Below are 24,624 nucleotides of genomic sequence, written 5' to 3'. Positions count from 1 at the left end.
CCGGAAAAAACGCTGAAGGCAGCTTCAAGGTAAAAGCGGATATCGGGCGCTGCTGCTTTTGTAGGAGGGGTTTTAGCCCCGAGCTTTATGAAGTACAACGCGCTCGGGGCTAAAGCTTCCGCAACCTTGCGGCCAACGCGTCAACAGACCTCAGCTTTCTTCGCTATCGAGCAGCAGGTTTTCCAGGGCTTCACGGTAGTCGCCCGGCTCCTGCCACAGGCCGCGCTGCTGGGCTTCGAGCAGGCGTTCGATGATGTCCTGCAGGGCGCCGGGGTTGTGCTGCTGGATAAAGTCGCGGGTGCCCTTGTCCATCAGGTAGGCGTCGGTGAGCAGGGCGTACTGATGGTCTTCGACCAGCTCGCTGGTGGCGTCGAAGGCGAACAGGTAGTCGATGGTCGCGGCCAGTTCGAAGGCACCCTTGTAGCCGTGGCGCTTCATGCCCTCGATCCACTTCGGGTTGGCCGCACGGGCGCGCACCACCCGCCCCAACTCCTGCTTGAGGGTACGAATGCGCGGAGTGTCGGGCTGGCTGTTGTCACCGAAGTAGCTGGCCACCTTGCCACCGCGCAGGGTTTCCACCGCCGCCAGCATGCCACCCTGGAACTGGTAGTAGTCGTTGGAATCGAGGATGTCGTGTTCGCGATTGTCCTGGTTGTGCAGCACCGCCTGCATGCGCTCCAGGCGCTCGGCGAACTGCTCGCGGGCCGGCGTGCCCTCGGCGCCCTTGCCGTAGGCGTAGCCGCCCCAGTTCAGGTACACCTCGGCCAGGTCCGCGCGGTTTTCCCACAGGCGCTCCTCGACGGCGTTCTGCACGCCCGCGCCATAGGCACCCGGCTTGGCGCCGAAGATCCGCCAGCCGGCCTGGCGCCGCGCCTCGAGTTCGCCCAGCCCGCCGTCCTGCAGGGCCAGGGCTTCCTGCCAGACCCGCGCGGACAGCGGGTTCATGTCCGGCGCCTCGTCCAGATCGGCGACCGCCTGCACGGCGTCGTCGAACAGGCGGATCAGGTTGGCGAAGGCATCACGGAAGAAGCCGGACACCCGCAGGGTGACGTCGACCCGCGGGCGGCCGAGTTGCTCCAGGGGCAGCACTTCGAAGCGCTCGACCCGCCCGCTGCCGGCCTGCCACACCGGGCGTACGCCCAGCAGGGCCATGGCCTGGGCGATATCGTCGCCGCCGGTGCGCATGGTCGCGGTGCCCCACACCGACAGGCCGAGCTGGCGCAGGTGGTCGCCTTCGTCCTGCAGGTGGCGTTCCAGCAGGCGGTCGGCGGCCTGCACGCCAAGGCGCCAGGCGGTGGGCGTGGGCAGGTTGCGTACATCCACCGAATAGAAATTGCGCCCGGTGGGCAGTACATCGAGGCGCCCACGACTCGGCGCGCCGCTGGGGCCGGAGGGCACGAAGCGGCCATCGAGGGCATCGATCAGCCCGTGCATTTCGGCGTCGCCGCAGGCGTCCAGCAGCGGGGCGATATGACCGCGCAGGCTATGCAGCACGGCGGCGCTGAGCGGGCCGACTGATTCGCCACCTTCGACCAGCTGCAAGCCCAGCAGCTCAAGGCGCTCGCGAGTGTCCCCAAAACTGCGCCAGGGCTCATCGCTCAGATCAGCCAAAATCTCCGGGCGCGGCCCCATCCACGGCGCAGCCATATCGCAATCGAGGGGATCGAAGTCGAGTGCCAGATCCTGGGCCAGCGCACGCAACAGGCTGGCATTGCCCCCCTGCCCGTCACCTCGTGGAATGCGCAGCAGCGCCAGCAAGGTGTCGCGGCGCAGCGTGCCGGCCGGCGACTCGCCGAACACATGCAGGCCGTCGCGAATCTGCGATTCCTTGAGGTCGCACAGGTAGGCGTCGAGCTGCGGCAACCAGCTGGCGGGATCGTCACCCTGCAGGCCCAGCTCGCGATCCAGGCTGGCCTCGCGCACCTTGTGCAGGATCTCGCCGCGCAGCTCGGCGGCGCGGCGCAGGTCGAGCTGGCTGGCGTCGTAGTATTCGTCTGCCAGGCGCTCCAGATCGCGCAGCGGGCCATAGCTCTCGGCGCGGGTCAGCGGCGGCATCAGGTGGTCGATGATCACCGCCTGGGTACGGCGCTTGGCCTGGGCGCCTTCGCCGGGGTCGTTGACGATAAACGGATAGATATTCGGCAGCGCGCCGAGAATCGCCGTTGGCCAGCAGCTTTCGGAAAGCCCGACGCTCTTGCCCGGCAGCCACTCCAGGTTGCCGTGCTTGCCGACGTGGATCACCGCGTTGGCCCCGTAGACGTGGCGCATCCAGAAATAGAAGGCCAGGTAGCCGTGGGGCGGCACCAGATCCGGGTCGTGGTAGACCGCCGCCGCGTCCACCTGATAACCGCGGGCCGGCTGGATGCCGACGAAGGTCAGGCCGAAACGCAGGCCGGCGATCATCAGCCGGCCTGCGCGAAACATCGGGTCGCTCTCCGGTGAGCCCCAACGCTCCAGCACTGCCTGACGATTGACTTCGGGCAGGCCGGCGAAGAAGCGCTGGTAGTCGCCCAGCGCCAGGCTTTGCGCGCAGGGCCGCAGGTCGAGGCTGTCGAGGTCGTTGGTCACGCCACCGAGCAGTTGGTGGATCAGTGCGGTGCCGCTGACCGGCAGGCCTTCGACCGGATAGCCCTGGGCTTGCAGGGCCTGCAGGATATTCAGCGCCGCCGCCGGCGTGTCCAGGCCGACGCCATTGCCGATACGGCCGTCGCGGGTCGGGTAGTTGGCGAGCACCAGGGCGATGCGCTTATCCACAGCCGGCAAGCGTTGCAGATCGACCTGGCGGCGCGCCAGTTCGGCGACGAAATCCATGCCCGGCAGGTGCGCGCGGTAGCAGACCACATCGCTCTGGCTGCGCTCGCTGCGCCAGGCCAGGCCCTTGAAGCTGATGGGCCGAGTGATCAGCCGGCCGTCCAATTCCGGCAGCGCGATATGCATGGCCAGGTCCCGGGGACCAAGGCCCTGGGCGTTGCCTTGCCATTGCTCTTCGCTGTCCAGCGCACACAGCGCCTGCAGCACCGGCACGTCACGGCGGAACGGCCGCCCCTGGGGCGACTCGGGGTTGGACTGGGCGAAACCGGTGGTGTTGATGATCACGCTGGCGCCCGCTTCGTCGAGCCAGTCCTCGACCTGCGCCATGCAGGCCGCCTCCTTGAGGCTGGCCACAGCGATGGGCAGCGGGTTGAGGCCCTGGGCCTGCAGGCGCTGGCAGAAGGTGTCGACGAAGGCGGTATTGGCCGCCTGCACCTGGGTGCGATAGAACAGCAGCGCGGCGACTGGTGCGTCGGCCTGCCAGTCGCCGCGCCAGGCCTGCAGCGAGGCATTGCCCAGGCGTGGGTGGTAGAGGCCGACCCGCGGCAGAGCCTGCGGCGGCTGCCAGCCGTAATCACGGCCCATATAGCGGTCGGCGATGCAGTTGAAGAACTGCCGGGCGTTATCCACCCCGCCCTGGCGCAGGTACTGCCAGAGCCGCTCGGCATCCTCGGCGGTCACGTTGCCCAGCGCCATGAGCGCGGGGTCGGGATTATCGCAGCCCGGCACCAGAATCAGCGTCTTGCCCTGCCCGGCCAGTTCCACCAGCCGCTCGATGCCGTAGCGCCAGTAGCTGACGCCGCCATGCACGGAAATCATGATGACCTTGGCGTGCCGGAGCACCTGCTCGACGTAGAAGTCCACCGAGGCGTTGTTGCCCAGCTGCGCCGGGCTGGCCAGGCGCAGGCTGGGGTAATCCTCGGGTAGATGGCGGGCGACTTCGGTCAGCAGCGACAGGTGCGAATCACCGGTGCACAGCACCACCAGCTCGGCGGGGGTCTGGCCGAGGTCGGCGATGCTGTCGGCCGGCAGCGCCTGGCCGGGCTGGGTCCGTAGCAGGTGCATTTAGGCGAGCCGCAAGCTGCAAGCCGCAGGCTGCAAGCTGCTGTAGGGGGGACTCAGGAGCGCAGCGAACAGTCCGCCAAGCCCTGCAGCGTTCTTCACCACGACGCCCCATCGAAAGATCGACGGCATGCGGCTTCGCGACGACTGCACGGATGCAGGAGGTCGAGCGACGCAGGAAGCCAAAGCCGAGTACGCCCTACTCGCTGCAAACTCGAAGCCGCCGTAGGGCGGACTCAGGAGCGCAGCAAACAGTCCGCCAGGCCATGCGGAGTTCTGCACAAGGCCGCCCCATCGAAAGATCGGCGGCGTACTGCTTCGCGACGACTGCATGGATGCAGGAGGTCGAGCGACGCAGGAAGCCAAAGCCGAGCACGCCCTACGCGCGAGCGCGCTTCGCATCAGGCCAACGCCATCTTGAGTTCGGTGGCGATGCCGGCGTGGTCGAGCTCCTGGCCGATCACGATCAGGCGCGTCACCCGGGCTTCGTCGGGCTTCCAGGCGCGGTCGAAGTGCTTGTCGAAGCGCTGACCGACGCCCTGCAGCAACAAACGCATGGGCTTGTTCGGCACGGCGACGAAACCTTTCACGCGCAGAATGCCGTGTTTGCCGACCACGTCCCTCAGGGCAGCGAGCAGGCGCGCCTCGTCCGCTTCGGGTAGTTCCACGTGGAACGAGTCGAATTCGTCGTGATCGTGATCGTCGTCTTCATCGTCATGGTGGGTACGGCGGCCTTCGATATGCAGCTCGGTCTCGCTGTCCAGGCCCAGCAGCACCTCCAGCGGCAGCGAGCCGCCATGGGCCTCGACCACCTTGACCGCCGACGGCAGCTCCTCGGCCACTTCGGCGCGCACCGCGGCCAGCGCCTCGGCATCGAGCAGGTCGGCCTTGTTGAGGATCACCAGGTCGGCGCTGGCCAGCTGGTCGGCGAACAGCTCGTGCAGCGGCGATTCGTGATCGAGGTTGGGGTCGAGCTTGCGCTGGGCATCGACCTGATCGGGGAAGGCGGCAAAGGTGCCGGCCGCCACGGCCGGGCTATCGACCACGGTGATCACCGCATCGACGGTGCAGGCGTTACGGATTTCCGGCCAGTTGAAGGCCTGCACCAGGGGCTTGGGCAGGGCCAGGCCGCTGGTTTCGATAAGGATATGGTCGAGATCGCCGCGGCGCTCCACCAGCTCGCGCATCACCGGGAAGAACTCTTCCTGCACAGTGCAGCACAGGCAGCCGTTGGCCAGTTCGAACACCCGGCCATTGGCTTCTTCCTCGCTGCAGCCGATGGAGCACTGCTTGAGAATCTCACCGTCGATGCCCAGCTCGCCGAATTCGTTGACGATCACCGCGATGCGCCGGCCTTCGGCGTTTTCCAGCATGTGCCGCAGCAGGGTGGTCTTACCGGCACCGAGAAAGCCGGTGACGATGGTGACGGGAAGTTTGGCGAGCGTTTTCATGGTGGCCCCTGGCGTCTACAGAAACGGCGAGCGGGCAATAGGATGGCAGGCACGAGCAGGGCTCGCGCCAAGGCATCACCGGATCACCCCGCCCGGTTGTCGAAAGCGTTATCGAGGCAGGTCTCCTGGCTGGCAGGTCATGGCACGCGGCCGGCCTTCCCGGTCTCCCAGTGGCGATTGGCGACGCACTCGCTGCTTACAGTTGCGGGGGCAGCCACGGCGATCCGTGTTCCCTCTTGAACCTGTTAGAAGCCTTCTGAACAGGTTTCCTCTCCATGGCGACCCATGGAGAACCTCGAAGACCGCAAGGCTACGCAGAGCCTGGGTAACGGTCAATCGCGGCGCGACCTGCAGCATATTGACGCTCTGGCCGCTTCGTGGTGTTCTTGCCCGGTTGTTTCAGGTGTCTCACGCCGCCGCGCGTGAGGTGAAACGGGAAGCCGGTTAGAGTCCGGCGCTGCCCCCGCAACGGTAAGCGAATGCCAGGATCGTTTTGGCCACTGTGCACGCGCATGGGAAGGCCGATCCCTATCGCCGCAAGGTGATCGTCGTGAGCCCGGAGACCGGCCTGAATCCTCTGTTTGGCAACCCGCGGTGGGCGGGCACGCGCCGATCGCTGCCTGCTCGTGCGGGCTGTCTCGCCGTGTCCTGCTGTGCCGTTTACCCCTGAGGTCTACGATCATGTCCAGCAGTGTCCTTTCCGATTCCAGCGCCTCTGCGCTCCCCCTGTCGCAACGTATCCTGCTCGCCGTTGGCAGCTGCGTGCTGGGCGCCGTGCTGATCTTCTTCGCCGGCTTCTCCCAGGTCGAAGCCCTGCACAACGCCGCCCACGATACCCGGCATAGCGCCGCGTTCCCCTGCCACTGAGGGCACCAGAATGATCAAGCGTATCGCCCGGACCGCCGGGTTCGCCGGCCTGCTCGCCGCCATCGTGCTGACCCTGCTGCAGAGCCTGTGGGTAACCCCGTTGATTCAGCACGCGGAGACCTTCGAAGTCGCGGAGCCTGCAGCCACAAGGGAACATGGCCATGACACTGGCACCGTCGCTCACGACCATGACGGCGCCGATGGCCACGGCCATGACGGTGAAGCCTGGGCCCCTGAGGACGGCTGGCAGCGCCTGTTATCCACAGGCCTGAGCAACCTGGTGGTGGCTGTCGGCTTTGCGCTGATGCTCGCCGGTCTGTTCACCCTGCGTGCCCCCGAGAAAACCTGGCAGGGCCTGCTCTGGGGCCTGGCGGGTTTCGCCACCTTCGTACTGGCACCCTCCAGCGGCCTGCCGCCGGAACTGCCAGGCACTGCCGCGGCGGACCTGCTGCTGCGCCAGTACTGGTGGATCGGCACCGCGGCCTCGACCGCCGCCGGCCTGGCGTTGCTGGCATTCGGCAGCAACTGGCTGCTGCGCATTCCGGGCGTGATGATTCTCGCCCTGCCCCACCTGATTGGCGCGCCGCAGCCCGAAGCACATGAAAGCCTGGCGCCCGAAGCGCTGGAGCATCAGTTCATCCTCGCCTCGCTGCTGACCAACGCGGTTTTCTGGGCCGCCCTGGGCCTGACTGCCGCCTGGTTCCATGGCCGTGGGCGCCAGCCGCAGTGAATGAGCGGCCCATCCTCGTCGCCGGCCTGGGTTGCCGGCGCGAGTGCTCGCGCGATGAGCTGCTGGCCTTGCTCGACAGCACCCTGGCCGAGCAGGGCTCGAGCACGGCTGAGCTGACGGCCCTGGCCAGCAGCGCCCACAAGGCGGCTGAACCTGGCCTCCAGCTGTTGGCCGCGCACCTGAACCTGCCGATCCACTTCCTGCCCGCCGAGGTGCTGGCGGGTTACCATGGGCGCCTGACCGAGACCTCGGCCAAGGCGTTGCGGGTGACCGGCATGCCAGGCATCGCCGAAGCCAGCGCCCTGGCCCTGGCCGAACAGCTGAGCGGCCGACCCGCTCGCCTGTGGATAACCAAGCGCAAGAGCGCCGCCGCCACCCTGGCCGTAGCCCGAGTCGATGGGTAGGGATCAAGCCCTATCGATCTGCCGGGATTTTCATCGGTCGATACAAGACACCGCCACCCCATATTCAGGAACCGCATGACCGTCTACTTCATTGGCGCCGGCCCCGGCGACCCCGAGCTGATCACCGTCAAGGGTCAGCGCCTGATCCGCAGCTGCCCGGTGATCCTCTACGCCGGCTCGCTGGTGCCCGACGCGGTGCTCGACGGCCATCAGGCCCATCAGGTGGTCAATACCGCCGAGCTGCACCTGGATGAAATCATCGCCCTGCTGCGCGCCGCCCACGCCCGTGGCGAGGACGTGGCGCGGGTGCATTCCGGCGACCCGTCGCTGTATGGCGCCATCGGCGAGCAGATTCGTCACCTGCGCGCGCTGGGCATACCCTTCGAGATCATTCCCGGCGTGACGGCCACGGCCGCCTGCGCTGCGCTGCTGGAAAGCGAACTGACGCTGCCCGGGGTGTCACAGACGGTGATCCTCACCCGCTACGCCAGCAAGTCGCCGATGCCGGCCGGCGAGCAGCTGCAAGACCTCGCCCGCCACGGCGCGACCATGGCCATCCACCTGGGCGTACCACACCTGGCGAAGATCGTCGCCGAGCTGCTGCCGCACTATGGCGCCAGTTGCCCCATCGCGGTGGTGCATCGCGCCAGTTGGCCGGATCAGGACTGGGCGATCGGCACCCTGGCGGATATCGAGGCGAAGGTCAGCGCCAAGGGCTTCAAACGTACCGCGCTGATTCTCGTCGGCCCGGTACTGGGCGCGGAGGATTTCGCCGACTCGGCGCTCTACAACGAAGGCCACCGCCACCTGTTCAGGGCAGGCGCTGCAGACGATACAGGCTCTCGCTGACCTTGCCGCAGTTGTCGGCAATGGCGATCTGCGCCCCCTGGCGGGCAAGGCGCTCGTTGAGGTCGCTGGCGTACAGCTGCTTGAGGAAGGTCGGGTAGTCGAGCGCCCCATGCTGGCCGAACAACCAGGCATGCAGCGCGGGCAGACGAAAGCTCCACGCCCCCTCCTGGCAATCGAAACCGGCCTCACGCAGCCGTACGATCAATTGCTGATCACCCTGCAGCACCGCTTGGCAGCAGCCATGCAGGGTATCGACCCAGACGGCCAGGTCAGGCAACCCCCCCGCTTGGTGACCAAGCCAGGGGCGAACATCGGATCCAGCAGCAACGATACGATCCCGCCGGTGGTGAGTGCGAGGTAGGGCGGTGCGCCGGACTGTTTTTTCATACCCGTGTAGGTCTGTCAAGGCCAGGTTAAACATCATTATGCTTTTTAACCCTCCCGATCTGCGCGTGACCGAGCCTCAGTCGGCGCTTGCAGAGGTCTCCTCGAGGGGAGCCACCCGCACGACACCTCCGTCAATGGGTACGATCAGACGCCCAGCACGCATTTCGATGCCTGCTCGTGCGCGTTGTGCCGCGGCGGCACCAGATGCTGGCTGCTCTACGGCAGCAGGTAGCACGGCAACCGCTGGCGCGCCGGACACCTGGCCAGCGGGGGGCTGTAACGGTTGGGCTGTCGCCGGGCCCAGCTCTCTCACGAGCGCCGGCGGCGTGGCGCCCGAGCTGATCAGTGACAGAGGCACCACGGGCGCAGGTCGGAAGTTGGACAGCCTCGGCGCTGGCACGGCTGGGGCCGTAACAGGAGAGCTAACCGCAACCGGTTCAGCCTCAGCCAACCTGGGTGACTGGGCCGAACCATTGGCGCAACCGGCCACCAGGCCCAGTGCTCCTACCACTACCACTACACGCTTCATCTCAACTCCCCCACCGCAACCGCTGCGACAACTACGCGCACCGCCATAGAATCACCAGCGCCTGAAAACATCCTAATGACCACAGCTGCCGGACAGTCCGATTGCCCTGCCTCAAACGCCGTGACCGATGATTGACGAACACTCCTTGAACCACGAAATCGAGGTCGTGGCGGCGCAGATCAGGACGATAAGCCTTTCAAGGATCGCCATGCAATCAGCGACTTCCTGGATCTCCAGAGGCCGCCAGGACATCTAGCCCAAGGCACGATCCAGTTCTGCATAAGCCTTGGCAAGGCGATGACCATCAGCCTAGAAGCTGTGCCCCAGGTTCAGATACAAGGCCTTCTCGTTGTCGTCATTGAGGCCATAGCTGAAATTCAGTGGTCCCAGCGGCGTTTCGTAACCCAGGAACACGCTCGCCGCGTTGATGTAGCCGCTGTCGAAGGCGTTGTCGTTGTTCCATACCCGGCCGCGTTCCAGGGAGGCGCCGAGGTAGAGCGGGAAGTCCAGCGGCAGGAACGAGCGCGGCGTCATGCGCCGGTAGTACACCAGCCGCCCGAGGCTGACGTTCTGCCCGGCCAGGGCGTCCTGGCGGAAGCCCGACAGCTGCTGCGCGCCGCCCAGCTGGAAGCTGGAGGTGACGATTTCCGCGTCGTCCAGGGTGCGCCCGTAGCGGCCGCCGATCACCAGGCTGTGCGGTCCCTGGCTGAAGGCCTTGTCGAGCTTGATCTGCCATTGCCGATAGCGATCGTCGGCACCGAGGCTGGCGTCGTACTGACGCAGGTTAAGGCTGATCTCCTCGCCCTCGTGGGGAAAGTCGACGTTGTCCAGGGTGTCGAAGGCGTACTGCAGCTCGTAGTAGCCCTCGGTAAAGCTGAACTCCGGCTGATCGCGTTCACCGATACGTACCTCGGCATCCCCCCAGGCCTGGCCGACACCGAAACGCAGCTCGCCGTTGTTGGCGATCTGCCGGCCGAGGTCGAACCCGTAGCCGTAGCGCTGCACCCGGTATTCGGCGATCGGGTCGTTGTTCAGCACGGACTCCAGGTTCCAGGCCTCGGCATGCAGATTCGGCGCCACGAACCAGCGCGAACCGACGTCGAGTGGCTGGTAGAACTCGCTGAACAGCTCCTGGCGGTCGCCCAGTTGTACCCGGGTGAGCCACTCGGCACCGAGCCGGTTGATGCCGTTCTTGCGAAAGCTCGCCCCCAGGTTGAAGACGCTGTCGCCGTTGAAATCGTCGGAGAGGTTCAGCCCCAGGCGCAGGTAGTCGGTGCCGGTGCGCTTTTCCCGGGCATCGATCACCAGGGTGTTGCGCTCATCGCTGTTGACCACCCGGTACTGCACGCGCTCGAAGTAATCGAGGCCGTACAGGGTGCCCATGTCGCGCTGCAGCTTGGCCATGTCCAGCGGCTCGCCGATGGGCTGGCGGATGTAGTTGCCGATCACCTCGTCGCCGACCTTGGAGTCGTTGGCCACCTGAATGGCGTGGATCACCGGGGCGCGCTGCTGGGCACTGCGTGCCAGGGTCAGCGCGGGATTGCCGCCGCCGCGCCGCACCAGCTCCGCGAGGCGCGGCTGCAGCACCTTGGCGGCCTGGTAGCCCGCCTCGATCATTTCCTCGCCGCGGCCGAAATCGGTGACGGCGAAGCGCGCCATGTCCGGCTGCACCAGCACGTCGCCGTCGCGCAGGGTGGCCAGCTGCTCCTCGGAATTGCGCCGGGTCATCATGGTGATCGACTGGTTGAGCACGTCGACCACGGTGAGCAGTTCCTTGCGCGGTTTCAGCGGCGTGCCGATGTCGACCACGATGACCCGGTCGACGCCCATGTCGCGTGCCACGTCCACGGGAATGTTGTCGACCATGCCGCCATCGACCAGCAGGCGACCGTCCAGCTCGACCGGCGCGAACACCGCCGGGATCGACATGCTGGCGCGGATCACCTGGGGCAGGTGGCCGCTGCGGAACACCACTTTCTGATCGTTGGCGATATCGGTGGCCACGGCGCGGAAGGGAATCGGCAGGCGGTCGAAATCACGCACGTCGCTGCTGCGTACCAGCAGGCGCTCGAGCAGCAGCGCCAGGTTCTGGCCCTGGATCACCCCCAGCGGCAGGCCGAGGCTGCCGTCGTCGCGAAAGCTCAGGCGCTGCTTGATCAGGAAATCGCGGTCATCCTGCTTGCGCCGGAACGGCACGTCGGTGCGCGGCGGATCGTCGGAGAGCACCTGCCGCCAATCCATGGTCAGCGCCACCTCCTCGAGCTCGGCGATGCTGTAGCCTGAGGCATACAGGCCACCGATCACCGCGCCCATGCTGGTGCCGGCAATGGCGTCGATGCGCACGCCCTGCTCCTCCAGCGCCTTGAGTACGCCGATATGGGCCAGGCCCCGCGCTGCGCCGCCGGACAGTACCAGGCCGACCTTGGGCTGGGCCTCTTGGGCAACACCGAGGAGGGGAAACAACAGGAGCAGGAGAACGAGCAGACGACGCATGGCACATCCCTGGCGTTGGGCGAAGAAGCGCCATTATAGGAGCCTCCTCGCCCGGGGTGCGCGCCGTGCGAATACTCGGTTGCAATCAGTGCAGGCGGCGGAACTCGCCAACCAGTGGGTCGTGGAAACTGGAGATTTCCGATTGCAGGCGACGATTCTCGCCATAGGCCTCGATGGCGCGACGGTAACGCATGCGCTGTTCGTCGAGCAGCTTGCGGCGGGCTTTCACCACGCTCTGATCCGGGTGCAACGCTTCATCCACATGGCGAGCCATGGCAGGTCTCCAGGTTGAATTACGGGAGACCAGCTTCAGCGAATGCCATGACAGTTTGAGGAAGCAGGCGTGACGCCTGGGTGACGACCGCGTTCAGGCACCTTCTTCGTGGGCTTTCACCGACTTGGCCGACAAGCGCAGGCTGCGCAAGCTGCGTTTGACGCTCTTGAGGTGGTTGACCAGGCTGGGGCCGCGGGCCATGGCCACGCCCATGGCCAGTACGTCGATGACCACCAGGTGGGCGATACGCGAGGCCAGCGGCGTGTAGATCTCGGTATCTTCCTGCACGTCGATGGCCAGGTTCACCGTGGCCAGCTCGGCCAGCGGCGTCTGCCCGGGGCACAGGGCGATCAGCGAGGCACCGGCTTCACGCACCACGTTGGCGGTGATCAGCAGGTCCTTGGAGCGACCGGACTGGGAGATGCACACCGCCACATCGGAAGGCTTGAGGGTAATGGCCGACATCGCCTGCATGTGCGGGTCGGAATAGGCCGCGGCATTGAGCAGCAGGCGGAAGAACTTGTGCTGGGCATCGGCGGCGACCGCGCCAGACGCCCCGAAACCATAGAACTCGATACGCTGCGCCTGGGAGCAAAGGCCAATGGCCTTTTCCAGTGCTACCGGGTCGAGCTTCTCGCGCACCTCGATCAGGGTATGCAGGGTGGTGTCGAAGATCTTCATGCTGAAATCGGCGACCGAGTCGTCCTCGCGGATCGCGAACTGGCCGAAGCTCGCGCCGGCGGCCAGGCTCTGCGCCAGCTTGAGCTTGAGATCCTGAAAGCCGCTGCAGCCGATGGCGCGACAGAAGCGCACGATGGTCGGCTCGCTGATGCCCACCAGGTGCGCCAGCTCGGCCATGGAGCTGTGCATGACCGCCGCAGGATCGAGGAGCACATGATCGGCCACCTTGAGTTCCGACTTGCGCAGGAGGTGGCGTGACTGGGCGATGTGCTGCAACAAATTCACGGGCAGGGACTCGACTGGCAAAGGATGGTTACGCCGGCTGGCTATTCGAGCGTCACGACTCGGTTATGATCGAGGGACGCCGCCGGGCTGTAGTGATCTTGTAGTTATACTACAAGCCTGGCGACCTCGCACGGACTAACCGAATCGGAGTTCCCATGCAGAGCAATTGCGACATGCTGGTATTCGGCGGCACAGGCGACCTCGCCCTGCACAAGCTGCTACCGGCCCTCTATTACCTGCATCGCGGCGGCCGCCTGCACCGCGGTACGCGCATTCTCGCCCTGGCCCGTAGTCCCCACAGCCGGGCTGCCTACCAGGCCCTCGCCGAGCGCCATTGCCGCGCCCAGGTGGCCCGCGCCGATTTCGACGATGACACCTGGCGCAGCTTCGCCGAGCGCCTGGACTACTTCCCCATGGACGCCTCGCAAAGCGCCGACTTCGGCCGCCTGGGCAAGACCCTGGGCAGCGACCGGGATCGCGTCAGGGTCTATTACCTGGCCACCGCACCGGATCTGTTCGAAGCCATCGCCACCCACCTCAAGGTCGCCGGCCTGGCCGGCGCGGGTGCGCGCATCGTGCTGGAAAAACCCATCGGCCATTCGCTGCAGTCCGCCCAGGCGATCAACGCCGGCATCGGCGCGGTGTTCGATGAATCCCAGGTGTTTCGCATCGACCATTACCTGGGCAAGGAAACCGTGCAGAACCTGATGGCGCTGCGCTTCGCCAATGCGCTGTTCGAGCCGGTGTGGCGGGCCGGGCACATCGACCACGTGCAGATCAGCGTGTGCGAGACCCTGGGTGTGGAAAACCGCGGCGCCTACTACGACAACGCCGGCGCCATGCGCGACATGATCCAGAACCACCTGCTGCAGCTGCTCTGCCTGGTGGCCATGGAGGCGCCGGTGCGCTTCGATGCCGAGTCGGTGCGCAACGAGAAGGTGAAGATTCTCGAAGCCCTCAAACCCATCACCGGCCAGGATGTGCGCGACAAGACCGTGCGCGGCCAGTACACCGCCGGCAAGATTGGCGGCCAGGAGGTGCCGGCCTACTATTTCGAAAAACACGTCGACAACGACAGCGATACCGAAACCTTCGTCGCCGTGCAGGCCGAGATCAACAACTGGCGTTGGGCCGGCGTGCCCTTCTACCTGCGCACCGGCAAGCGCCTGGCCCGCAAGACCTCGGAAATCCTCATCCAGTTCAAGCCGGTGCCCCACCAGCTGTTCGGCAACGGCCAGGCCAACCAGTTGCTGATCCGCCTGCAGCCCGAGGAACGCATCAGCCTGCAGCTGATGGCCAAGAACCCCGGCAAGGGCATGCGCCTGCAACCGGTCGAACTGGACCTGAACCTGGCCGATGCCTTCAACAAGCAACGCCGCTGGGACGCCTACGAGCGGCTGCTGCTGGACGTGATCGAGGGTGACTCGACGCTGTTCATGCGCCGCGATGAAGTCGAAGCGGCCTGGCAGTGGGTCGACCCGATCATCAAGGGCTGGCAACAGCACTACCAGAGCCCGCGCCCCTATGCGGCAGGCAGCAATGGGCCGGAACAGCTCCAGCACCTGCTGGAGCGTCATGGACGGCAGTGGAGTGAAGACAGCGAATAAACTGCAGCGGTACGAGGGCGCGCCGGCATCAACAGCCTGCAGGGAAGACGGCAGGGTAGTCAGCTAACACCACCCGCCGTCCCTCTGAGCACGCCCTGGATCAGGCGCCGATCACGCCGCCGTCGTCGCGGCTGATGACCACCACCGTCGAGCGCGGATGCACGCCGGCCTGGTGGTCTGGGAAGCTCGAGCCGCCCTCTTCGCCCGGGTGCTGAATGCCCACGAACATGCTCCTGTAGTCCGGCGAGAAGGCCAGCCCGGTGACCTCGCAGCCCACCGGCCCGACCATGAAACGGCGGATCTCGCCGGTGTGCGGGTCAGCGCAGAGCATCTGGTTGTTGCCCATACCGGCATAGTCGCCCTTGTTGCTGTACTTGCCGTCGGTCTGGATCCACAGCCGGCCGCCACCGTCGAAGCCGACGCCGTCCGGGCTGTTGAACATGTTGTCGGCATTGATAGCGTGGCTACCTGCCTGGGGCGTGCCAGCGTGCACCACCGGGTTGCCGGCGACCACGAACAGGTCCCATTGGAAATCCATGGCGGCGGCATCGTCACCCTGCTCGCGCCAGCGCAGGATCTGCCCGTACAGGTTGTTGGCCCGCGGGTTCGGGCCGCCGACCGGTTGTCCGGGCTCGCCGCGCTTGCTGTTGTTGGTGAGGGTGCAATAGACCTGACCGTCCTTGGGGCTGACGGTGATCCACTCGGGGCGGTCCATGCGCGTAGCGCCTACATGGGTGCCGGCCTGCCGCGCGCGAATCACCACCTCGGCCTGGTTGGCAAAGCCGTGCTCGGCGGTCAGGCCATGCTTGCCGGCGGTGAGCTCGATCCAGCGACCCTGGCCTTTCGGATGATCGGCGTCGCCGTTGCCCTCGTCGAAACGCGCCACGTAAAGCGTGCCCTGGTCGAGAATATGACGGTTGGCCTTGGCATTGTCGCGATCCAGACGATCGCGGGTGATGAACTTGTAGATGAACTCGCCGCGCTCGTCATCGCCCATGTACACCACCACGCGACCATCGCGGGTGGTGGTCAGCGCCGCGTTCTCGTGCTTGAAGCGGCCCAGGGCAGTGCGCTTGATCGGCTTGGCTTGGGGGTCGAAGGGGTCGATCTCGACGATCCAGCCATGGCGGTTCAGCTCGTTGGGGTTCCGGGCGATATCGAAGCGTGGGTCGAAGCGGTGCCAATCGTTCTCGGCACTGGCATGCAGTACGCTGAAGCGCTTCTGGTCGGGGGTGAACTGCAGATTGGCATCGCTGCTGCCAAAGCAGTCGCTGAAGTTCTCTTCACAGGTCAGGTAGGTACCCCAGGGCGTCTGGCCACTGGAGCAGTTCTGGAAGGTGCCCAGCACCTCGATACCGAGCGGATCGGCCTCGGTCTTGAGCAGGTCATGGCCGCGGGCCGGGCCGCTCACTTCGATCGGCAGGTTGCCGTGCACCCGGCGATTGTAGGGCGAGCCCTGCACGAAGGCCCAGCCACCCTCACCGCGACGCACCTCGATCACCGTCACCCCCTCGGCGTTCTGTGCCTTGCGCACGTCCTCGGCGGATTTCGGCAGGCCGCCATGGGCCAGCAGATAGCGGTAATTCACGTATTCGTTGTTGATGGCCATCAGCGCGCGGTCGGGGTCGCCCGGCCAGGGAAAGAAACTCATGCCATCGGTGTTGTCACCGAACTGCAGCAACTGCTCGGCCGCGCTGTTGCTGCCGTCGCCCTTGAACGCCGGGCCACCGGCCTGCAATGGCTGGCCCCAGCTGATCAGCGGGCGGAACGAATAGCCAGGCGGCAAGGTGATGGTGTCGGCCGTGGAGGCAGCCAGGTTGCCGAAACCCAGCAGCGGGCTTGGGACGGTGGCACTGATCGAATCGGCCAGTACGCTACGGCTCAGCAAACCGCCGCCAAGAAACAGCGCCGCGCCGGTCAGCGCCCCGGCACCGATGAAACGGCGGCGGGAAAGGGTCAGGCGTTCGAGGTCGGTCAATTGGTCATCATGCATCACGGCGCTCCTGCGTTCTTCTGATGCGCAGGCACGCTAGGCAAAGAAGATGACGATTGGATGACGCTTCGGTGAATGGCCTTTTCCAGAGCGAGCACACGACTCAACTTGGCTAGTCACATTTATCGTGGTCGAAGCTGTGGATAAGCTGGTAGCCGTCGCTTACACGCTTAGTGCCACGCGGAAAGCATAGCGTTGATCAGGATTTGAGCATCCTCCGTCGGTTATGCACAGATGCCTTGGATAAGATCTTTCATCACCTGTGGATATAGTTACACAGGCCAGTAACCACGGTGCTTTCAAGCAGGCTGTTCAATCCTTGAACAGCGTACCCAGCCATTGCCCGATAGACTACATAGGCGTCGCCCCGAAACTTCTATATGATTCATATATGAACCGTATAGAGGAACCACCATGGGTATCGTCAATATCGAAGACGAGCTGCACGATCAGATTCGCCGGGCGAGCAGCGTTTCGCATCGCTCCATCAACGCCCAGGCCGGCTTCTGGATCCGTATTGGCATGCTCTGCGAAATGAATCCGACTCTGAGCTTCAACGAGCTGATGGCTGCCGAACTGCGCGCTGCCGGTGTATCGGCGCCTGGTCTGGCGAATGCGTCATGATCAAGACACCGGCCGAAATCGCCTTGATGGCCGAGTCCGGCAGGCTGCTGGCCCTGGTATTTGACCATCTCGACCAGCTGGATCTGCACGGCATGTCGACCATGCAGGTCAATGACCTTGTGGATAACTTCATTGTCCACAACCTTCAGGCGCGCCCGGCGAGCAAGGGGCAGTACGGCTATGCCTATGCACTGAATGCCTCGCGCAACCAAGTGGTCTGCCACGGCGTACCCAGTCCTGCCGAGATACTGCAAGACGGCGACCTGGTGAATTTCGATATCACCCTGGAAAAGAACGGCTATATCGCCGACTCCAGCAAGACCTACCTGATCGGCAGCGTTTCGCCTGAAGCCCAGCGTCTTACCCGCGTGACCTACGAAGCGCTTTGGAAAGGCATCGCTGCGGTGCGCCCGGGCGGCCGCTTGGGCGACATTGGCCACGCCATCGAACGCCATGCCCGCGCCCACGGCTATTCGGTGGTGCGCGAATACTGCGGCCACGGCATCGGCAAGCAGATGCACGAAGCACCGGAAGTGTTGCATTGGGGCAAGGCTGGAACCGGCCTGACCCTGCGCGAGGGCATGACCTTCACCATCGAACCGATGATCAACCAGGGCAAACCCGCCACCAGAACCCTGGGCGACGGCTGGACGGTAGTGACCACTGACGGCCTGTTGTCCGCGCAGTTCGAGCACACCGTGGCGGTCACGGCTGACGGTGTTCGGGTGCTGACCCTGGGAGCGGATGAAACGCCGCTGCGCTGATACGCTGCAAGCGTTCGAAGCAAGCCGTAAATCGCTGGCCTGCGTATTCAGCCCGTGGCCGCTTCTGCCCAGTCAGGTATCCAACTTCACCAACACCCACGGCAGCATCAGCTGGGTCAGCGGGCCGATGCCGAAGGCGAACAGCAGGGTGCCGATGCCCAGCACCTTGTAGCCGGCAAGCAGGGTGCCGACCAACAACACGCTCAACTCGATGGCGGTGCGCATCGAGCGCAGCGAGTAACCGGTCACCCGATGCAGGCCGGTCATCAGGCCATCACGCGGGCCACGACCCAGCTGGGCGCCGATGTACAGCGCCGAGCCTAAACCGCACAGCAGCACGCCGCCCAGGGTCAGTAGCAGGCGCCAGATGAAGCCTTCCGGCGCCACCAGCAGCTGCAGGCTGAGGTCCGCCACCAGGCCGATCACCACCGCGTTGGCGAGGGTGCCGAGGCCGGGGATTTCACGCAGCGGAATCCACAACAGCAGCACCAGGAAGGACACACCGACCACGATCCAGCCGAAGCTCAACGGCAACAACTTGGCCAGGCCGACATGCAGCGCATCCCAGGGCGATAGCCCCAGGTTGCCGCGAATCATCATCGCCATGGACATGCCGAAGAAGGCCAGGCCGACGAACAGCTGCAGCAGCCGTAGCGGCAGTTTGCCGGCACGCAGTTGCGCCAGTGGCCCGAGCTGGGCCAGCACGGGCTTATTGCGCATCACTCCACCGTGACCGACTTGGCCAGGTTGCGCGGCTGATCCACATCGGTGCCGCGCAGCACCGCCACGTGGTACGACAGCAGTTGCAGCGGCAGGGTATAGAGAATCGGTGCCAGCGCATCGTGGATATGCGGCATGTTCACCACATGGGTACCCTCGCCATTGCTCATGGCAGCGCTGGCATCGGCAAACACGATCAGCTCGCCGCCACGAGCGCGAACCACCTGCAGGTTGGACTTGAGCTTGTCGAGCAGGTCGTTGTTGGGCGCCACGGTGACCACTGGCATATCGGCGTCGACCAGGGCCAGCGGACCATGCTTGAGCTCACCAGCCGGGTAGGCCTCGGCGTGGATATAGGAGATTTCCTTGAGCTTCAGGGCGCCTTCCATCGCCACCGGGTACTGGGCGCCACGGCCGAGGAACAGGGTGTGGTGCTTCTCGGCGAACAGCTCGGAAACCTTCTCGACGATCTTGTCCATCGCCAGGGCTTCGTCCAGCCGCGCCGGCAGGCGGCGCAGCTCCTCGACCAGCTCGGCGGCAACGACATCCTGCAGCGTACCTTTGACCTGGCCGAGGGCCAGGGTCAGCAGCATCAGGCCGACCAGTTGAGTGGTGAAGGCCTTGGTGGAAGCGACGCCAATCTCGGGGCCGGCATGGGTCAGCAGGGTCAGATCGGACTCGCGCACCAGCGAGCTGATGCCGACGTTGCAGATCGCCAGGCTGGCCAGGTAGCCACCATCGGCCTTGGCATTGCGCAGGGCAGCCAGGGTATCGGCGGTTTCACCGGACTGGGAGATGCTGACGAACAGGGTGTCCGGCTGCACCGCGACACGCCGATAGCGGAACTCGCTGGCCACTTCGACCTGGCAGGGAATGCCGGCCAGCTCTTCGAGCCAGTAACGGGCGACCATGCCGGCGTGGTAGCTGGTGCCGCAGGCGACGATCTGCACGTTGCGCACCTTGGCGAACAGCTCGGCAGCCTGTGGCCCGAAGGCCTGTACCAGCACGTGGTCAGTGCCCAGGCGGCCTTCCAGGGTGCGCTGCACGACGGTGGGCTGTTCGTGGATTTCCTTGAGCATGAAGTGGCGGAACGCGCCCTTGTCGGCGGCATCGGCGCCTTCGTGGTACTGCACCGCTTCGCGTTGCACCGGGTTGCCGTGGGTGTCCCAGATCTGCACGCTGTCGCGGCGGATCTCGGCGATATCGCCCTCCTCCAGGTACATGAAACGGTCGGTGACCTGGCGCAGGGCCAACTGGTCGGAGGCCAGGAAGTTCTCGCCCAGGCCCAGGCCGATCACCAGCGGGCTGCCACTGCGCGCGGCCAGCAGGCGATCCGGATTGGCTGCGCTGACCACCGCCAGGCCATAGGCGCCGCGCAGCTGCTTGACCACTGCCTTGAGGGCGTCGGCCAAGTCGGCGTGGCTCTTCAGGATGTGATCGAGCAGGTGGACGATGACTTCGGTGTCGGTATCCGAACTGAAGTGGTAACCCAGGCCCTGCAGCTGCTCGCGCAGCGGGCCATGGTTTTCGATGATGCCGTTGTGCACCACCGCCAGTTGATCCCCCGAGAAATGCGGGTGGGCATTGTTTTCGGTGGGCACGCCATGGGTGGCCCAGCGGGTGTGGGCGATGCCCAGGCGGCCCGGCAGCGGTTCGCTGTCCAGCGCCGCTTCCAACTCGCTGACCTTGCCCACCCGGCGGCGGCGCTGCAGGCTGCCCAGGTCATCGATCAGCGCCACACCGGCGCTGTCATAGCCGCGGTACTCGAGGCGCTTGAGGCCCTCGACCAGCACGGCGGTAATATTGCGTTCGGCGATGGCGCCTACGATGCCACACATAGCGTTCTCCTCAGGATGGGTCGATGGCCGCGCAGATCAGCTGGATCCCGCGGGCCAAGAGTTGTTCGCGCGCCTCGCTGGCGAGGCGCTCGTCGGTAATCAGGGTGTGCACGCTGCCCCAGGGCAGCTCGAGATTGGGAATGCGCCGGCCGATCTTGTCGCTCTCGACCATGACGATCACCTCGCGAGCCACCTCGGCCATCACTCGCGACAGGCCCAGCAGTTCGTTGAAGGTGGTGGTGCCGCGCTGCAGGTCGATGCCGTCGGCACCGATGAAAAGCTGGTCGAAATCATAGGAGCGCAGCACCTGCTCGGCGACCTGGCCCTGGAAGGATTCCGAATGCGGATCCCAGGTGCCGCCGGTCATCAGCAGCACCGGCTCGTGCTCGATATCGCGCAGGGCATTGGCCACGTTCAGGGAATTGGTCATCACCACCAGCCCGGGCTTGTGGCCCAGTTCGGGGATCATTGCCGCGGTGGTGGTGCCGCTGTCGATGATTATCCGCGCGTGCTCACGGATGCGCGCCACGCCCGCCCGGGCAATGGCCTGCTTGTAGCGGGACACCGGCTGGCTGCTTTCGACCATCATTTCCTGGGGCAGCGGTACCGCACCGCCATAGCGGCGCAACAGCAGGCCATTGGCTTCCAGCGCGGCGAGGTCCTTGCGGATGGTCACTTCGGAAGTGGCGAAACGCTTGGCCAGGGCATCGACGCTCACCTCGCCCAGCTCGGCGAGCAGGGCAAGAATGGTATGGCGACGTTGCGGCGTGTTGCGTTTGGACATGCTTAAGTTTCGATTCGAAAGATAATGGCGCGAATCAAAACCTAACGGAGCTTTGCTGTCAAGCCGCTCAAGGCTGTGGATAACCCCATCGGCGACCGCATTGCGCCGATAGCCAGGTTATCCACAGAAGAGACCTTACTTCTGTTTTTTGGTGGGGCGCTGCCAGCCTTCGATATTGCGCTGGCGACCGCGAGCTACGGCCAGGTTGTTGGCCGGTACATCCGAGGTGACCACCGAACCGGCGGCGGTGGTAACGCCATCGCCAAGGGTAACGGGCGCAACCAGTGCGCTGTTGGAGCCGACGAACACATCCTCACCCATGACGGTGCGATGCTTGTTGGCGCCATCGTAGTTGCAGGTGATGGTGCCGGCGCCGATGTTGGTGCGCGCGCCGATCTCGGCGTCGCCCAGGTAGCTCAGGTGGCCGGCCTTGGCACCCTCGCCCAGCACGGCATTCTTCAACTCCACGAAGTTACCCACATGGGCCCTGGCGCCCAGCACGCTACCCGGGCGCAGGCGGGCGAAGGGGCCGCAGTCGGCACCCTGGCCGACTTCGGCACCTTCGAGATGGCTGCTGGCCTTGACGATGGCGCCCCTGCGCAGGGTGCTGTCTTTGATCACGCAGTTGGGGCCGATCTGTACGTCATCCTCGATGACCACGCGGCCTTCGAGGATCACGTTGATATCGATGGTCACGTCGCGGCCCACGGTCACTTCACCGCGCACGTCGAAACGATGGGGATCGCGCAGCGTCACGCCCTGGGCCATCAGGCGGCGCGCCATGCGCTCCTGGTAATGGCATTCGAGCTGCGACAGCTGGATGCGGTCGTTGGCACCGAGTACTTCCATCTCGTCAGCGGCGGTGGCGGTGGCCACCACCAGGCCGTCGGCCACCGCCATGGCGATCACGTCGGTCAGGTAGTACTCGCCCTGGGCGTTGCTGTTCGACAGCCGCCCGAGCCAGTCGCCCAGGCGTTTGCCCGGCACGGCGAGAATGCCGGTGTTGCCTTCGCGGATCTGCCGCTGCGCCTCGCTGGCATCCTTGTGCTCGACGATGGCCTGCACCGCGCCCTGCTCGTTACGCACGATGCGGCCGTAGCCGGTCGGGTCGGCCAGTTCGACGGTGAGCAGGCCCAGCTGATTGTGGTTGACCAGCTCCAGCAGGCGCTGCAGGGTCGCCGGCTCGATCAGCGGCACGTCGCCGTAGAGGATCAATACCGTATCGGCACTCAGCGCCGGCTGCGCCTGGGCCACCGCATGACCGGTACCCAGCTGCTCGGCCTGGATGACGAAATTCAGGTCGTCGGCCGCCAGGCGCTCGCGTACCTTCTCGGCGCCATGGCCAATCACCACCTGGATGCTCTGCGGCTGCAGGCTGCGGGCGGTGTCGATGACATGACCGAGCATGGGCTTGTGAGCCACCGGGTGCAGCACCTTGGGCAGGGCCGAACGCATGCGGGTGCCCTGGCCGGCGGCGAGAATGACGATATCGAGGGACATGGGAGGCGGTTCCTTGGCGACCCTGGCCGCGCGGGTCGGCAGGGAAATGTAAACGGCAGAAAAGCAAAAGGGTAGCCAAGGCTACCCTTTTACCAAGCAACGATGAAGAGCGTCGGTATCAGCTACCGCCGAACTTCTTGCGCATTTGCTGGACGGTGCGCAGCTGGGCTGCGGCCTCGGCCAGACGAGCCGCGGCGGAACCGTAGTCGAACTCGGCTCCCTGCTCGCTCAGCGCTTTCTCGGCAGCCTTGACGGCTTCCTGAGCGGAGGCTTCATCCAGGTCGGCAGCGCGCTGCACGGTGTCGGCAAGAACCTTGACCATGCTTGGCTGCACTTCCAGGAAGCCACCGGAGATGTAGAACACCTCGGTATCGCCACCCTGCTTGACCAGACGAATCGGGCCCGGCTTGAGGTCGGTGATCAACGGTGCGTGGCCTGGGGAAATCCCCAGATCACCCAGGTTGCCGTGGGCGATCACCATTTCGACCAGACCGGAGAAGATCTCGCCTTCTGCGCTGACGATGTCGCAATGGACTGTCATAGCCATATCTAGCCTCACGTAAGCGCCCGTTGCCGGGCGCACGGGTGATTACAGTTTCTTCGCTTTCTCGATGGCTTCTTCGATGCCACCGACCATGTAGAACGCCTGCTCCGGCAGGTGATCGTACTCACCTTTGAGGATGCCGCTGAAACCAGCGATGGTGTCCTTCAGGGAAACGTACTTGCCTGGCGAACCGGTGAACACTTCAGCAACGAAGAACGGCTGGGACAGGAAACGCTGGATCTTACGAGCACGGGATACCAGCTGCTTGTCTTCTTCCGACAGTTCGTCCATGCCGAGAATCGCGATGATGTCCTTCAGCTCCTTGTAGCGCTGCAGCACGTACTGAACGCCGCGAGCGGTGTCGTAGTGCTCCTGGCCGATCACGTTCGGGTCCAGCTGACGCGAGGTCGAGTCCAGTGGGTCGACCGCCGGGTAGATACCCAGGGAGGCGATGTCACGGGACAGTACGACGGTGGCGTCCAAGTGGGCGAAGGTGGTCGCCGGGCTCGGGTCGGTCAGGTCGTCCGCAGGGACGTATACGGCCTGGATCGAGGTGATCGAACCGGTCTTGGTGGAGGTGATGCGCTCTTGCAGAACACCCATCTCTTCAGCCAGGGTCGGCTGGTAACCCACTGCCGACGGCATACGGCCGAGCAGTGCGGATACTTCGGTACCGGCCAGGGTGTAGCGGTAGATGTTGTCCACGAAGAACAGTACGTCACGGCCTTCGTCACGGAACTTCTCGGCCATGGTCAGGCCGGTCAGTGCGACGCGCAGACGGTTGCCTGGTGGCTCGTTCATCTGACCGTAAACCAGGGCTACCTTGTCGAGAACGTTGGAGTCCTTCATCTCGTGGTAGAAGTCGTTACCCTCACGGGTACGCTCACCCACACCGGCGAACACGGAATAACCGCTGTGCTCGATGGCGATGTTACGGATCAGCTCCATCATGTTGACGGTCTTGCCGACACCGGCACCACCGAACAGACCGACTTTACCGCCCTTGGCGAACGGGCAGACCAGGTCGATGACCTTGATGCCGGTTTCCAGCAGCTCGTTGGAGCCCGATTGTTCGGCGTAGGTCGGTGCGGCACGGTGAATGCCCCAGCGCTCTTCTTCGCCGATCGGACCGGCTTCGTCGATCGGGTTGCCCAGCACGTCCATGATACGGCCCAGGGTCTTGACCCCGACCGGTACCTGGATGCCAGCGCCGGTGCTGTCGACGTTCAGGCCACGCTTGAGGCCTTCGGTCGAACCCATCGCAATGGTACGCACCACGCCGTCGCCCAGCTGCTGCTGAACTTCCAGCGTGGTTTCGGCGCCGACCACTTTCAGCGCTTCATAAACACTCGGCACCTTGTCACGCGGGAATTCCACGTCGATGACGGCGCCGATGATTTGAACGATACGTCCGCTACTCATCTTTG

Annotated in this window: 20 protein-coding genes and 2 riboswitches; of the genes, 7 read left to right on the top strand and 13 right to left on the bottom strand. The window is 65.0% G+C overall.

Annotated features, from left to right (window positions below; all coding sequences use genetic code 11):
- Window positions 1–150: 150 nt before the first annotated feature.
- Together cobN and cobW are read right to left on the bottom strand one after the other, a co-directional pair.
- Window positions 151–3,876: a cobaltochelatase subunit CobN gene (cobN, locus tag SA190iCDA_RS02820; protein ID WP_070884889.1), complete on the bottom strand. Its 3,726-nt coding sequence runs from the start codon at window positions 3,874–3,876 to the stop codon at window positions 151–153.
- 398 nt (window positions 3,877–4,274) lie between these two features.
- The gene (cobW, locus tag SA190iCDA_RS02815) at window positions 4,275–5,324 is read right to left on the bottom strand and encodes a cobalamin biosynthesis protein CobW (protein ID WP_070884888.1); all 1,050 of its coding nucleotides are present in this window, start codon (window positions 5,322–5,324) and stop codon (window positions 4,275–4,277) included.
- Between the two features lie 97 nt (window positions 5,325–5,421).
- Window positions 5,422–5,612, bottom strand: a riboswitch (cobalamin riboswitch).
- A gap of 96 nt (window positions 5,613–5,708) precedes the next feature.
- Window positions 5,709–5,911: riboswitch (cobalamin riboswitch) on the top strand.
- 94 nt (window positions 5,912–6,005) lie between these two features.
- Between cobW and SA190iCDA_RS02810 the strand changes: the two genes are divergently transcribed.
- The 4 genes from SA190iCDA_RS02810 (at window position 6,006) to cobM (ending at window position 8,174) form a co-directional block, all read left to right on the top strand.
- The gene (locus SA190iCDA_RS02810; protein ID WP_070884887.1) at window positions 6,006–6,191 is read left to right on the top strand and encodes a CbtB domain-containing protein; all 186 of its coding nucleotides are present in this window, start codon (window positions 6,006–6,008) and stop codon (window positions 6,189–6,191) included.
- A 10-nt stretch (window positions 6,192–6,201) separates the two neighbouring features.
- Window positions 6,202–6,921 (top strand): CbtA family protein, encoded by a 720-nt coding sequence (locus tag SA190iCDA_RS02805; protein WP_070884886.1) that lies wholly within the window; start codon window positions 6,202–6,204, stop codon window positions 6,919–6,921.
- On the top strand, window positions 6,918–7,325 hold the full coding sequence (locus SA190iCDA_RS02800) for a cobalamin biosynthesis protein (protein ID WP_070884885.1): 408 nt from the start codon (window positions 6,918–6,920) through the stop codon (window positions 7,323–7,325). The genes SA190iCDA_RS02805 and SA190iCDA_RS02800 overlap by 4 nt, the downstream gene beginning before the upstream one ends.
- A gap of 75 nt (window positions 7,326–7,400) precedes the next feature.
- Complete coding sequence (gene cobM / locus SA190iCDA_RS02795) at window positions 7,401–8,174, top strand: precorrin-4 C(11)-methyltransferase (RefSeq protein ID WP_070884884.1); 774 nt, start codon at window positions 7,401–7,403, stop codon at window positions 8,172–8,174.
- Here cobM and SA190iCDA_RS02790 read toward each other — a convergent pair.
- The 4 genes from SA190iCDA_RS02790 to hexR all read right to left on the bottom strand — a co-directional run bounded on the left by SA190iCDA_RS02790 (window position 8,137) and on the right by hexR (window position 12,823).
- Entirely contained in the window at window positions 8,137–8,451 is a 315-nt protein-coding gene (locus SA190iCDA_RS02790; RefSeq protein ID WP_070884883.1) for a hypothetical protein, read from the bottom strand. The genes cobM and SA190iCDA_RS02790 overlap by 38 nt on opposite strands.
- 948 nt (window positions 8,452–9,399) lie before the next feature.
- A complete protein-coding gene (locus SA190iCDA_RS02785; RefSeq protein WP_070884882.1) occupies window positions 9,400–11,583 on the bottom strand; it encodes a patatin-like phospholipase family protein in 2,184 nt (727 codons plus the stop codon).
- A gap of 85 nt (window positions 11,584–11,668) precedes the next feature.
- Window positions 11,669–11,857 (bottom strand): PA3496 family putative envelope integrity protein, encoded by a 189-nt coding sequence (locus SA190iCDA_RS02780; RefSeq protein ID WP_070884881.1) that lies wholly within the window; start codon window positions 11,855–11,857, stop codon window positions 11,669–11,671.
- 93 nt (window positions 11,858–11,950) lie between these two features.
- A complete protein-coding gene (gene hexR / locus SA190iCDA_RS02775) occupies window positions 11,951–12,823 on the bottom strand; it encodes a transcriptional regulator HexR (RefSeq protein ID WP_070884880.1) in 873 nt (290 codons plus the stop codon).
- 155 nt (window positions 12,824–12,978) lie between these two features.
- Between hexR and zwf the strand changes: the two genes are divergently transcribed.
- Window positions 12,979–14,430 (top strand): glucose-6-phosphate dehydrogenase, encoded by a 1,452-nt coding sequence (gene zwf, locus SA190iCDA_RS02770; protein ID WP_070884879.1) that lies wholly within the window; start codon window positions 12,979–12,981, stop codon window positions 14,428–14,430.
- Window positions 14,431–14,530: 100 nt separating this feature from the next.
- Here the strand turns inward: zwf and SA190iCDA_RS02765 are convergent, their stop codons facing one another.
- Entirely contained in the window at window positions 14,531–16,423 is a 1,893-nt protein-coding gene (locus SA190iCDA_RS02765) for a PhoX family protein (RefSeq protein ID WP_070884878.1), read from the bottom strand.
- 414 nt (window positions 16,424–16,837) lie between these two features.
- Between SA190iCDA_RS02765 and SA190iCDA_RS02760 the strand changes: the two genes are divergently transcribed.
- Window positions 16,838–17,047, top strand: coding sequence for a ParD-like family protein (locus tag SA190iCDA_RS02760; protein ID WP_070884877.1), 210 nt, complete (start codon window positions 16,838–16,840; stop codon window positions 17,045–17,047).
- Complete coding sequence (gene map / locus SA190iCDA_RS02755; RefSeq protein WP_070884876.1) at window positions 17,044–17,811, top strand: type I methionyl aminopeptidase; 768 nt, start codon at window positions 17,044–17,046, stop codon at window positions 17,809–17,811. The genes SA190iCDA_RS02760 and map overlap by 4 nt, the downstream gene beginning before the upstream one ends.
- Before the next feature lie 72 nt (window positions 17,812–17,883).
- Here map and SA190iCDA_RS02750 read toward each other — a convergent pair whose 3' ends face one another.
- The 6 genes from SA190iCDA_RS02750 to atpD form a co-directional block, all read right to left on the bottom strand.
- Window positions 17,884–18,531: a YczE/YyaS/YitT family protein gene (locus tag SA190iCDA_RS02750; RefSeq protein ID WP_070884875.1), complete on the bottom strand. Its 648-nt coding sequence runs from the start codon at window positions 18,529–18,531 to the stop codon at window positions 17,884–17,886.
- Window positions 18,531–20,369: a glutamine--fructose-6-phosphate transaminase (isomerizing) gene (gene glmS, locus SA190iCDA_RS02745; RefSeq protein ID WP_070884874.1), complete on the bottom strand. Its 1,839-nt coding sequence runs from the start codon at window positions 20,367–20,369 to the stop codon at window positions 18,531–18,533. Before glmS ends, SA190iCDA_RS02750 begins: the two co-directional genes overlap by 1 nt.
- Before the next feature lie 10 nt (window positions 20,370–20,379).
- On the bottom strand, window positions 20,380–21,153 hold the full coding sequence (locus SA190iCDA_RS02740; protein WP_070884873.1) for a DeoR/GlpR family DNA-binding transcription regulator: 774 nt from the start codon (window positions 21,151–21,153) through the stop codon (window positions 20,380–20,382).
- Window positions 21,154–21,288: 135 nt separating this feature from the next.
- Entirely contained in the window at window positions 21,289–22,653 is a 1,365-nt protein-coding gene (glmU, locus tag SA190iCDA_RS02735) for a bifunctional UDP-N-acetylglucosamine diphosphorylase/glucosamine-1-phosphate N-acetyltransferase GlmU (protein ID WP_070884872.1), read from the bottom strand.
- A 118-nt stretch (window positions 22,654–22,771) separates the two neighbouring features.
- On the bottom strand, window positions 22,772–23,200 hold the full coding sequence (locus SA190iCDA_RS02730) for a F0F1 ATP synthase subunit epsilon (RefSeq protein ID WP_070884871.1): 429 nt from the start codon (window positions 23,198–23,200) through the stop codon (window positions 22,772–22,774).
- 42 nt (window positions 23,201–23,242) lie between these two features.
- Entirely contained in the window at window positions 23,243–24,619 is a 1,377-nt protein-coding gene (atpD, locus tag SA190iCDA_RS02725) for a F0F1 ATP synthase subunit beta (protein ID WP_013793552.1), read from the bottom strand.
- Between the last annotated feature and the right edge of the window lie 5 nt (window positions 24,620–24,624).

The organism is Pseudomonas argentinensis, from assembly GCF_001839655.2.
GTDB lineage: Bacteria > Pseudomonadota > Gammaproteobacteria > Pseudomonadales > Pseudomonadaceae > Aquipseudomonas > Aquipseudomonas argentinensis_B.
This window is presented reverse-complemented; position numbering and strand designations above follow the sequence as displayed.

Bases quoted from the DNA above. Each gene is read 5' to 3' on its own strand.
- cobN (WP_070884889.1), bottom strand. From the start codon at position 3,876: ATGCACCTGCTACGGACCCAGCCCGGCCAGGCGCTGCCGGCCGACAGC.
- cobW (WP_070884888.1), bottom strand. From the start codon at position 5,324: ATGAAAACGCTCGCCAAACTTCCCGTCACCATCGTCACCGGCTTTCTC.
- SA190iCDA_RS02810 (WP_070884887.1), top strand. From the start codon at position 6,006: ATGTCCAGCAGTGTCCTTTCCGATTCCAGCGCCTCTGCGCTCCCCCTG.
- SA190iCDA_RS02805 (WP_070884886.1), top strand. From the start codon at position 6,202: ATGATCAAGCGTATCGCCCGGACCGCCGGGTTCGCCGGCCTGCTCGCC.
- cobM (WP_070884884.1), top strand. From the start codon at position 7,401: ATGACCGTCTACTTCATTGGCGCCGGCCCCGGCGACCCCGAGCTGATC.
- SA190iCDA_RS02785 (WP_070884882.1), bottom strand. From the start codon at position 11,583: ATGCGTCGTCTGCTCGTTCTCCTGCTCCTGTTGTTTCCCCTCCTCGGT.
- SA190iCDA_RS02780 (WP_070884881.1), bottom strand. From the start codon at position 11,857: ATGGCTCGCCATGTGGATGAAGCGTTGCACCCGGATCAGAGCGTGGTG.
- zwf (WP_070884879.1), top strand. From the start codon at position 12,979: ATGCAGAGCAATTGCGACATGCTGGTATTCGGCGGCACAGGCGACCTC.
- SA190iCDA_RS02765 (WP_070884878.1), bottom strand. From the start codon at position 16,423: ATGCATGATGACCAATTGACCGACCTCGAACGCCTGACCCTTTCCCGC.
- SA190iCDA_RS02760 (WP_070884877.1), top strand. From the start codon at position 16,838: ATGGGTATCGTCAATATCGAAGACGAGCTGCACGATCAGATTCGCCGG.
- map (WP_070884876.1), top strand. From the start codon at position 17,044: ATGATCAAGACACCGGCCGAAATCGCCTTGATGGCCGAGTCCGGCAGG.
- SA190iCDA_RS02750 (WP_070884875.1), bottom strand. From the start codon at position 18,531: ATGCGCAATAAGCCCGTGCTGGCCCAGCTCGGGCCACTGGCGCAACTG.
- glmS (WP_070884874.1), bottom strand. From the start codon at position 20,369: ATGTGTGGCATCGTAGGCGCCATCGCCGAACGCAATATTACCGCCGTG.
- SA190iCDA_RS02740 (WP_070884873.1), bottom strand. From the start codon at position 21,153: ATGTCCAAACGCAACACGCCGCAACGTCGCCATACCATTCTTGCCCTG.
- glmU (WP_070884872.1), bottom strand. From the start codon at position 22,653: ATGTCCCTCGATATCGTCATTCTCGCCGCCGGCCAGGGCACCCGCATG.
- SA190iCDA_RS02730 (WP_070884871.1), bottom strand. From the start codon at position 23,200: ATGGCTATGACAGTCCATTGCGACATCGTCAGCGCAGAAGGCGAGATC.
- atpD (WP_013793552.1), bottom strand. From the start codon at position 24,619: ATGAGTAGCGGACGTATCGTTCAAATCATCGGCGCCGTCATCGACGTG.